11 protein-coding genes are annotated in these 8,016 nt (G+C 52.0%); 10 read left to right on the top strand and 1 reads right to left on the bottom strand.

Features of this window, described 5'->3' with window-relative positions; all coding sequences use genetic code 11:
• Nucleotides 1-681, top strand: a 681-nt coding sequence (locus tag VLA04_01805) for a C-terminal helicase domain-containing protein (GenBank protein HSI20430.1), incomplete at its 5' end; no start/stop codon positions are given.
• Nucleotides 682-753: 72 nt separating this feature from the next.
• Here the strand turns inward: VLA04_01805 and VLA04_01800 are convergent.
• A complete protein-coding gene (locus tag VLA04_01800) occupies nt 754-1,383 on the bottom strand; it encodes an HD domain-containing protein (protein ID HSI20429.1) in 630 nt (209 codons plus the stop codon).
• A gap of 122 nt (nt 1,384-1,505) precedes the next feature.
• Here VLA04_01800 and VLA04_01795 point away from each other — a divergent pair, with 122 nt between their 5' ends.
• The 9 genes from VLA04_01795 (at nt 1,506) to VLA04_01755 (ending at nt 7,806) form a co-directional block, all read left to right on the top strand.
• Entirely contained in the window at nt 1,506-1,721 is a 216-nt protein-coding gene (locus VLA04_01795) for a hypothetical protein (protein HSI20428.1), read from the top strand.
• A 103-nt stretch (nt 1,722-1,824) separates the two neighbouring features.
• On the top strand, nt 1,825-3,060 hold the full coding sequence (locus VLA04_01790) for a peptidoglycan DD-metalloendopeptidase family protein (GenBank protein ID HSI20427.1): 1,236 nt from the start codon (nt 1,825-1,827) through the stop codon (nt 3,058-3,060).
• A 175-nt stretch (nt 3,061-3,235) separates the two neighbouring features.
• On the top strand, nt 3,236-3,430 hold the full coding sequence (locus VLA04_01785) for a hypothetical protein (GenBank protein HSI20426.1): 195 nt from the start codon (nt 3,236-3,238) through the stop codon (nt 3,428-3,430).
• Nucleotides 3,431-3,507: 77 nt separating this feature from the next.
• Nucleotides 3,508-4,701, top strand: coding sequence for a replication-associated recombination protein A (locus VLA04_01780; protein HSI20425.1), 1,194 nt, complete (start codon nt 3,508-3,510; stop codon nt 4,699-4,701).
• A gap of 136 nt (nt 4,702-4,837) precedes the next feature.
• A complete protein-coding gene (locus tag VLA04_01775; GenBank protein HSI20424.1) occupies nt 4,838-5,383 on the top strand; it encodes a hypothetical protein in 546 nt (181 codons plus the stop codon).
• A gap of 37 nt (nt 5,384-5,420) precedes the next feature.
• Nucleotides 5,421-6,419 (top strand): PRC-barrel domain-containing protein, encoded by a 999-nt coding sequence (locus VLA04_01770; GenBank protein HSI20423.1) that lies wholly within the window; start codon nt 5,421-5,423, stop codon nt 6,417-6,419.
• A gap of 286 nt (nt 6,420-6,705) precedes the next feature.
• Nucleotides 6,706-6,894, top strand: a complete 189-nt coding sequence (locus VLA04_01765) for a hypothetical protein (protein HSI20422.1) — start codon at nt 6,706-6,708, stop codon at nt 6,892-6,894.
• Nucleotides 6,895-7,086: 192 nt separating this feature from the next.
• Nucleotides 7,087-7,494, top strand: a complete 408-nt coding sequence (locus VLA04_01760; GenBank protein ID HSI20421.1) for a YggT family protein — start codon at nt 7,087-7,089, stop codon at nt 7,492-7,494.
• A gap of 42 nt (nt 7,495-7,536) precedes the next feature.
• Nucleotides 7,537-7,806 carry a GlsB/YeaQ/YmgE family stress response membrane protein gene (locus tag VLA04_01755; protein ID HSI20420.1) on the top strand — a complete coding sequence of 90 codons (270 nt, stop codon included), beginning with the start codon at nt 7,537-7,539 and terminating at the stop codon, nt 7,804-7,806.
• Nucleotides 7,807-8,016: the final 210 nt, after the last annotated feature.

The raw sequence follows: 8,016 nt of genomic DNA, 5'->3' as shown, positions 1-8,016 counted from the left end.
GCACAAATCCGTCAGGAAATGGCCTACGTTCGTCCAGAAGAGAAAACAAACCTCCTTCACACCTTGTTACAGGATCACGAGGGACTGGTTCTTGTATTCTCCCGTACCAAACATGGTGCACGTAAGCTTACTGAGCGCGTGCGTGACCTGGGTCATACAGCGGTAGAGATTCACTCTAACCGCTCCCTTGCCCAGCGTCGTCACGCCTTGGAAGGGTTTCGTCGTGGCCAGTACCGCGTACTCATTGCAACAGACGTTGCTGCCCGCGGTATCGATGTAAACGACATTGCCCTTGTGGTGAACTATGACCTTCCTGATGCTGCCGAAGACTACGTACACCGTATTGGTCGTACTGGTCGTGCTGGCAAGCTTGGTAAGGCTATTTCCCTTGCCACTCGTGATCAGGCTCGTGATGTGCAGTCTATTGAGCGCCTTATGCGCCGTTCGATTGCCGTATCCGAATACTCTGATGCAACAGCCATGTCTGCACCACGCTTCGAGCGTTCGGTAGGCGGTGGCGGTGGGTACCAGGGTGGTGGCAATGGTGGCTATGCCCGCCGTGCTTACAGCTCTGGCCCAAGCCGCCCATCGGCAGGCCGTCCAAGTGGACCCCGTCGTAGTGGCGGTACAGGTGGAGGTGGTCAGCGCTCTGCGCCAAGCCGCTTCTCACGCAGCCGTTAAGAATGAAAAGAAGCCCTCCGGGGCTTCTTTTTTTGTATAAAAAATACCCCGGCGTTCCGGGGTATGGGGTTGCTACGCGGCCCAGCTCTTTTCGTACTCGTCGCAGAGTCCAAAGATTTGCTCGCTCAGGTACGCGGCTACGTACTTCTTGGAGCGGGGCAGGAGCTCTTCGAGCCGTTCAAGTACGGGTGGGTACTTTTCACGCGTCTCCTGTACCTGCTTCCTTTGCTTTTCCTCAGAGCAGCCGCCGAGGGTGCGTAAGTTATGCAGCCGGTCGGCGCATTTGACGCAGAGCACCTGCCAGTCGCCCTTTTGAACAAGGCGTTCCAGGTAAGGCTGATCGTTGTTCTTGTCCTTGGTAAGGAGGTTGATGGCAATCATGACCTTCTCCCCAAAGTTTACGAAGATACGATGCGGAGAAAGCAGGTAGGCATCCTCTCGCACGTCGTGCAGGAGAGCCTCAACGAGCATCTCTACAATGATCAGGTTTAGCTCCTCAATGAGAATGAGGGCTACAGCACGTGGATGATTGAAGTAGCGCTCGCCGCCGTCCCGGAACTGGCCTTCATGGCCGTACTTGGAGAAGACATAGGCAGTCATGACTATCTCAAACTTGCGAGGAGTGAGAAAAGGTTGGATGCGGTTTTCGAAATGTACGCGCTTTTCCTCTGAGGGGTCGCGTGGGGGATTGAAACGAAACATTAATAGTCCTCCTCATTTGCGTAGTCGGACAATAGCAAAAAGTATGAGAAAAGGGAAGGAGCTTTGACGGGAGTGGCGCCGAGGAGTACAACCTAAGTACTTACTTGTAACTTTATTCTCCTATGGATGAGCACACAAAAGGCGAGGAAATGAGCCTGAAAACTGATGGTGCATTTATGAGCGAGGAGGAAGTTAAGGACTTAGGCCAGGAATCTACGGCGGTAGAAAACCCAGAGCCTGGCACGGTAGCGCCGCCTACAAGCGAGCATGATCATCTTCATACAATGCCTGAGGGTGAGGTGCACGTAATCAATGAAGACGGGTCAACTTTAGTTTGAGAATTATTGTTCTCTGTGAGCCAAAAACCGATGGGGGTGAATTGCTGGGGCGGCTCTATATCCTTGAAAAAAACAGCCGGTGACCGTATAGTGTTCTCTGCACATGCAAATCCCACAAAAGTTGGTATCCGCCTGTCAAAACGTAGTCCGTCTCGCAGTACTTGTCATGCTTATGGCAACACTCGTGGGTGGATTGCCATTTGCCTCACTCACAACGCCCCGTGCGTACGCTGCCTCACTCGATGAGCTTAATCGTCGTAAGGCGGAGTTAGAGCGACAAGCGCGACAAGCCGAACATGACGCTTTGCAGCAGAAATCTGTTGCAGAACGCGCCGCCGCCCGCATCCAGCAAGCTGAGGGTCAAATTAGTAGTCTCCAATCGAGCATTAATGAGACCGCCAGTAGTATTGCAAATGCGGAGCAACAGATAGTTGCCAAGGACAAAGAGGCGGTTGAGTTAGAGGCAACCCTCAAAATGCTCACTGACCGTTTGAATGCGCTTCTTCAGCAGATGTACATTCAACGGGTGAGCCGCCGCGATGCGATTGTCCTGTTTACCAACCAGCCAGCCAGTGACCGTGAGCGGGAGCAGGCGCAGTTGGATTCAGTACATAAGGCTGCGGCAATGCTTGCCGCCAAGACTAAGGAGACTCAGATTGCCGTGGCTGCGGCCCGGTCTGAACTTGCACGTCACAAAGAAGAATTAATTGGGTACCAAAACCAGCAAGCGGAGCAGGTACGTGGTTTAGCGGTTGTCCAAGACCAGCAAGCCCAGCTCAAGGAGAATGCTGAATCTGCTGAAGAAGCGCTCGAGGCCAAGGCGCGCCAGGCGCGTGCAGAACAAAACAAGGTTGAACAGCAAATCTCGGCAGAACTTGCGGCCATCATTGCTGCCCGTGCCCGGGCTGCGGCGGCTGCCAAAAAATCTGGTACCGCTGCCACGCTAGGGGCACAGTCTGCCGGCCTGAGGGTAAAGCGGGGAACCCTAGTGGGCCATGAAGGAAGTACGGGTAACTCCACGGGTCCTCACGTGCACTTTGAGGCACGAAGGAACAACGTTGCGGTCAACCCGCTGCCATATGTACAGAACGGTACCTTGTCCTGGCCTCTGAAGAGTTTTGTCATTACCCAGTACTTTGGCGAAACCGCCAACTCTACCATGTATGGCGGAGCGTCCCACATGGGCATGGATATTGCCGCCGCGTACGGTGCACCGGTGTATGCGCCTGCCGACGGTACGGTCATCCTTAATAAGTACTACGGTGGATATGGCTATGCTTGGGCTGAGGAGTTGGACAGTGGATTAGTAGTCCTTCTAGGGCACATGACCGGCAAATAAGAAACAAGATGTTCTTATACGAGCGACTTCCTCAGGGGGTCGCTCTTTGTTTTGCTTGAAAGAAAGTAGAGAGAGATGTATGTTCCCACTACGAGTGAGGTCGACGCTCACGTGTCTTTCCAAATGAGTTTTAGAAGGAGTGGTAATCACACCATATTCTAACCACGGAGGAACCATGGCAAGCGACATCCAAAAGAACCTGAACTTTGACGATCAGGACGAAGATCTTTATCCAGAGAGTATGTGGGGACAGGGTGGTGCAGCGGATACTGAGCAGTGGGCGAACGATGACGGAACCTCGAAGGCTGAAACCCGGAGTACAACTGACACTGAGCGAGAAACAGCACGAATGAACGACGAGGATATGTAGGGTATCCGCGTCAGTGAAGAGGCCCCCTGAGGGGCCTTTTTGCTTGTCATCTTTTTGCCTGATGCTAGACTAGCAGTATGACCCGAAAAAAGACCGAACAGAACAGCTCGCTTCCCCTGTATGAGACGAGTGTGCAGCCTTTGGCCAGCACCCTCCGTCCACAGTCTCTTGATGAGGTGGTGGGGCAGCAACATCTCATTGGGCCGGGCAAGCCCTTGCGGGTGGCGCTGGAGCAGCGGCGCCCTATGTCCTTTGTGCTGTGGGGTCCTCCGGGAGTCGGTAAGACGACCTTGGCGCGCATATATGCCAAATCACTCCATGCCAAGCTCCACGAGTTGTCAGCAGTTTCAGCGGGGAAGGACGATGTGCGGAAAGTAATAGAGGCTGCGCGCTTGAGCGACCGGCCAACGGTGCTTTTCCTGGATGAGATCCATCGTTTCAATAAAGCGCAACAAGATTTCCTGCTTCCCTACGTTGAGAACGGGACACTCATCCTTATTGGGGCAACTACCGAGAACCCTAGCTTTGAAATAATTGGTGCACTCCTTTCCCGTTGCAGGGTTTTTGTCTTAGACCCCCTTACCACGGAAGATATGCAGGAGCTCATTAAGCGTACCGGTATGGCTGTGGATAAGCAGACAACTACTTGGTTGAGCCAGCTCACCAGTGGCGATGCCCGTCAGCTCATAGGCCTCATGGAAGCGGCACACTCCCTTTATGGAAAAGTGACTAAGGAAACGGTCACGCAGGCGGGGCAAGTGAAGTTGCGTTATGACAAGAAGGGGGACGAGCACTACAACACCATCTCAGCTTTCATAAAAAGCATGAGAGCGGGCAACGCCAACGCGGCAGTATATTACTTGGCGCGCATGTTAGAGGCAGGGGAAGACCCTAAATTCATCGCACGCCGAATGATTATCTTTGCGTCTGAAGACGTAGGGATTGCCCAGCCTACCGCCCTGGTAGTGGCAAACGAAGTCTTTCGAGCGGTAGAGGTGATTGGCCTGCCGGAAGCGGCAATAAATTTGTCACATGGGGTTGTGTATTTGGCCTTGGCGAAAAAAGACCGTCGCGCCTATGATGCGCTGCGCGCAGCACAAAAGACAGTCCGCGCTACTGGTGCCATTCCAGTCCCCCTGAAGCTGAGGAACGCCCCTACTAAGCTCATGGAGTCGCTAGGCTATGGCGAAGGCTACGAAATGTACGGAGATGAAGATTTCTTGCCGGAAGAGATAAAAACTGAGCAGTTCTGGGGCGAAGAAAAGCCTTAACAAACTTCATAAAAAAGTAGACTTCTAGAGCGATAATTGCTGTTTTTGAAAAGAAAGAGAGCTTCCCGGCTGGTTGACTTTTGGGCCCTTCTGCAGTAAAGGTTATTGCACTTAGCAGTAAGGCGAAAGGATCCCCATGTCCCAGCGATTTGAAGGCGAATCCCCATTAGCAAAACTGCTTCCACTAGCCCTCTTAGTGCTTCTTGCTGCCCTCGCTCTTGCGGGTTATTTGGCGTACGAGAAGAACAAGGACAGTGCGGATGCTTCTCCTGACGGGGTCACCGTTACCGCCTCGCCCTCCCCAACATTAGAATCTGTTACTGACTTATCCGGGCTTCTGCAGAGCACAGACGTTTTGGCCTTCCGGGGCCAGAAAGCAGAGTTTCAGAATGCACCCGTGAAGCGGGTGACGGGTGACCGAACATTCTCAGTGGGAACATTGGACGCCGAACAGTTGTACGTTCTCCTTACCCCTTCGCTGGATGAAGGTACTACCGAGCAGCAAGTCGCCATTAACGCCGGTCAGACGGTAAATCTCACCGGTGTCATTAAAGAGATGCCTTCGGTGGAAGAAATCCAGAGGCAGTGGTTGCTCAGTGCGGAAGAAGCTGCGGCGGCCAAGGACTTTGGCGTCTACTTAGATGCGAGCAAGGCCGAGGTTACGTCCCAAGTAGGGCAATAGGCGCGGTTTTAGTAGTACTTAACCATAAGGAGACAGTATGAAATATGCCAGCAAGATTATTGGTCAACCGGTTGTATCATACGATACCGGCGAGCGGTTCCAAGATGTAAACGACCTCATTTATGATGACCAGCGCAACGTTGTCCTGGCACTTCTCGTAGATGAGGGAGGATGGTTTGGACAGGCAAAGGTCGTTCGCTTCGAAGACCTTAAATCAATTGGTGACGATGCCATTATTGTTCCCTCGCAAAGCGTCGTGATCCAGGCGGATTCTGACCCTGTAGTCTCTGAGGCCGTGAATAAGAAGCATGCGGTAAAGGGGAAGCAAATCCTTACAGAAGAGGGGAAGGACTTGGGCAAAATAGCTGACCTCTGCATTGAGGAGGTGAGCGGGCGGGTGGAGGGTTACCTGGTGACGGGAGGCATCTTTGCAGATGTGTACAAAGGACAGCCTTTCGTCCCGGCGCCCGAGGTTATAAAAGTGGGCGATGATGTTCTCTTTGTCCCTAATGAGACAGAGCAGCTGGTGCGGGAGCAGAATGGTGGCATTAAGGGCGCAGCACAAGAGGCCGGCGATAAGGCGGCTGAACTGAAAGACAGTGTGGCAGAAAAGGGTCAGAGCCTGGCTGCCACCGTTAAAGAGAAGGCAGAAGAAGGGCGCCAAAGCCTCACGGGTACTTATGAAAATGCTAAGGAGTCCGTGACTTCCCCTGAGACCAAGGAGAAGGTAGGTGAAGCCAAAGATGCTTTAGGCACTATGTGGGACCAGGTGAAGGAGAAGGCGGGGGAGCTGAAGGATCAGGCCGAATCAAAAGTTGAAGAAGGCAAGATAAAGGCTGCCTTAGGGAAGCCTACGAACCGTGTTATTTTCGATACTCATGATGAAGTTATCCTCAATACGGGGGATCTCATTACCAATGAGGCAGTGGATAGAGCTCGTCAAGCTGGTGTTTTGGACGTTTTGCTTTCCTCCGTTTACGACAAAGAGCCGGATTTAAAGCAGGAAGATTTGCGCGTCCAGCAGCCCTCTGAATAGTGTATTCCGAATGTAATGCAAGGCTCACGCCCGTGGGCCTTGTTTGGTATAAGATCGTCTTTACTGGCTCTAAGAGCTAAATATTTTATGTAATTATCTCAAAAAGCCGCTCCTAAGCTTATAACTCGGATGGGCTAATGACGAGAGTAGGCCTCAAGCATTGACCATTTCCACTCGCTGGAGTATCGTCCCGTTACGAGTGAGGTCGACGCTCCGCGGCATGTTTCCAACGAAGTATTAGCAGAGCTATTTATCCACCAATAACTGTTACTCATCAGGAGGAATTATGGCAAATCGCAACGAAAGCAGGGGCCGGGGCAACTTCGGTAACCGTCAGCAGCACGTAGAAGCTGGTCGCTTAGGTGGCCTTGCCCGTGCTCGTAACAATGCGAGCAAGGCGAGCAGCCAGCGGAATATCGCTCAAGAAAGTCGTCGCCGCATGTCTGAAGGTGGCAACGAAGGGGGCTCTCGCTAGGGTGTACCTTACAAGAAAATCCGGGCTAGGGCCCGGATTTTTTATTTTTAAAGTAGCAAAAACTAAAAACGAAAAATGGCTCTGGAAGCATAAAAAATAGTTATAAGAAAAAACAAAGTAACCCCTAGGGGTTGTCAAATCTGCCCTGAGAGTTATACTGCCACTACTAACTAGCGTAACAGGGAGGTTCCTATGGCCAACTATGTACGTCAAGTTCAGCAGCATGATCAGATTCATGGTGGCACTCGCGTGCATACTATGTCTGTTTCCGAGAGGTCTCCAGACCATGGAGTCGATAAGGCTCAAATGGTCATCTATTACATTGTGAGTGCGATAACCGGGCTCCTTCTCCTCCGGTTTGTCCTCTCACTCCTGGGCGCTAATCGCACCAATGCGTTCGCCGATTTCATTTACAGCCTTACGGCTCCTCTTGTTGGACCGTTCCAGGGTCTGTTCGGGTATGACACCACCTACGGTGTGTCCCGCTTTGAAACCGAGACCGTTGTGGCCATTATTGTCGATGCACTAATAGGCTGGGGTATTTCGGCGCTCCTGAACCTTGCTCGTAGAGATGTTCACGAGCTGGATATCGACGGTTGATTCTGTCGGCATTCAGGATTTATAAGCATAACGAGTAGTATCATGATTAACTTCATTCTTTGGCTCCTGTTTGGTGCACTAGCTGGCTGGATTGCTTCACTTATCATGAAGACCGATGCTGAACAGGGTGCCCTTGCAAACATCATCGTTGGTATCGTTGGCGCATTCATTGGCGGATTCATTATGCGTGCCTTTGGTGGCCCAGACGTTGATGGTTTCAACCTCATGAGCCTGATCGTAGCTGTTCTCGGTGCCGTTATCCTCCTCATGATTGTGAAGGCCTTCCGTGGTGGTCGCAGTACTACAGTGTAAGTAGTCTTCTGTCACTAAAAAGGCAGCCCTTCGGGGCTGCTTTTTATATCGGCTAGATCACTATATATAGGAAGCTTACCGTTGTTGCTTCACAAGCTTCTTAAGGCCCTCTTCGCCCCATCGCATTACCACGTCATGTGCATGGGCAAATATGGGTCGTGCAAAAGGTGCTACTACATTCATCCAGGGTTTAGTGGTGTGCACGTCCCA

The organism is Verrucomicrobiia bacterium (genome assembly GCA_035460805.1).
Taxonomy (GTDB): Bacteria; Patescibacteriota; UBA1384; order CAILIB01; family CAILIB01; genus DATHWI01.
The sequence above is the reverse complement of the archived record's forward strand: the minus strand, read 5'-3'. Positions and strand labels throughout refer to the sequence as shown.

What these genes read in the sequence shown, in the direction of transcription:
- VLA04_01800 (HSI20429.1), bottom strand. Translation starts at nt 1,383, where the DNA reads ATGTTTCGTTTCAATCCCCCACGCGACCCCTCAGAGGAAAAGCGCGTA.
- VLA04_01795 (HSI20428.1), top strand. Translation starts at nt 1,506, where the DNA reads ATGGATGAGCACACAAAAGGCGAGGAAATGAGCCTGAAAACTGATGGT.
- VLA04_01790 (HSI20427.1), top strand. Translation starts at nt 1,825, where the DNA reads ATGCAAATCCCACAAAAGTTGGTATCCGCCTGTCAAAACGTAGTCCGT.
- VLA04_01785 (HSI20426.1), top strand. Translation starts at nt 3,236, where the DNA reads ATGGCAAGCGACATCCAAAAGAACCTGAACTTTGACGATCAGGACGAA.
- VLA04_01780 (HSI20425.1), top strand. Translation starts at nt 3,508, where the DNA reads ATGACCCGAAAAAAGACCGAACAGAACAGCTCGCTTCCCCTGTATGAG.
- VLA04_01775 (HSI20424.1), top strand. Translation starts at nt 4,838, where the DNA reads ATGTCCCAGCGATTTGAAGGCGAATCCCCATTAGCAAAACTGCTTCCA.
- VLA04_01770 (HSI20423.1), top strand. Translation starts at nt 5,421, where the DNA reads ATGAAATATGCCAGCAAGATTATTGGTCAACCGGTTGTATCATACGAT.
- VLA04_01765 (HSI20422.1), top strand. Translation starts at nt 6,706, where the DNA reads ATGGCAAATCGCAACGAAAGCAGGGGCCGGGGCAACTTCGGTAACCGT.
- VLA04_01760 (HSI20421.1), top strand. Translation starts at nt 7,087, where the DNA reads ATGGCCAACTATGTACGTCAAGTTCAGCAGCATGATCAGATTCATGGT.
- VLA04_01755 (HSI20420.1), top strand. Translation starts at nt 7,537, where the DNA reads ATGATTAACTTCATTCTTTGGCTCCTGTTTGGTGCACTAGCTGGCTGG.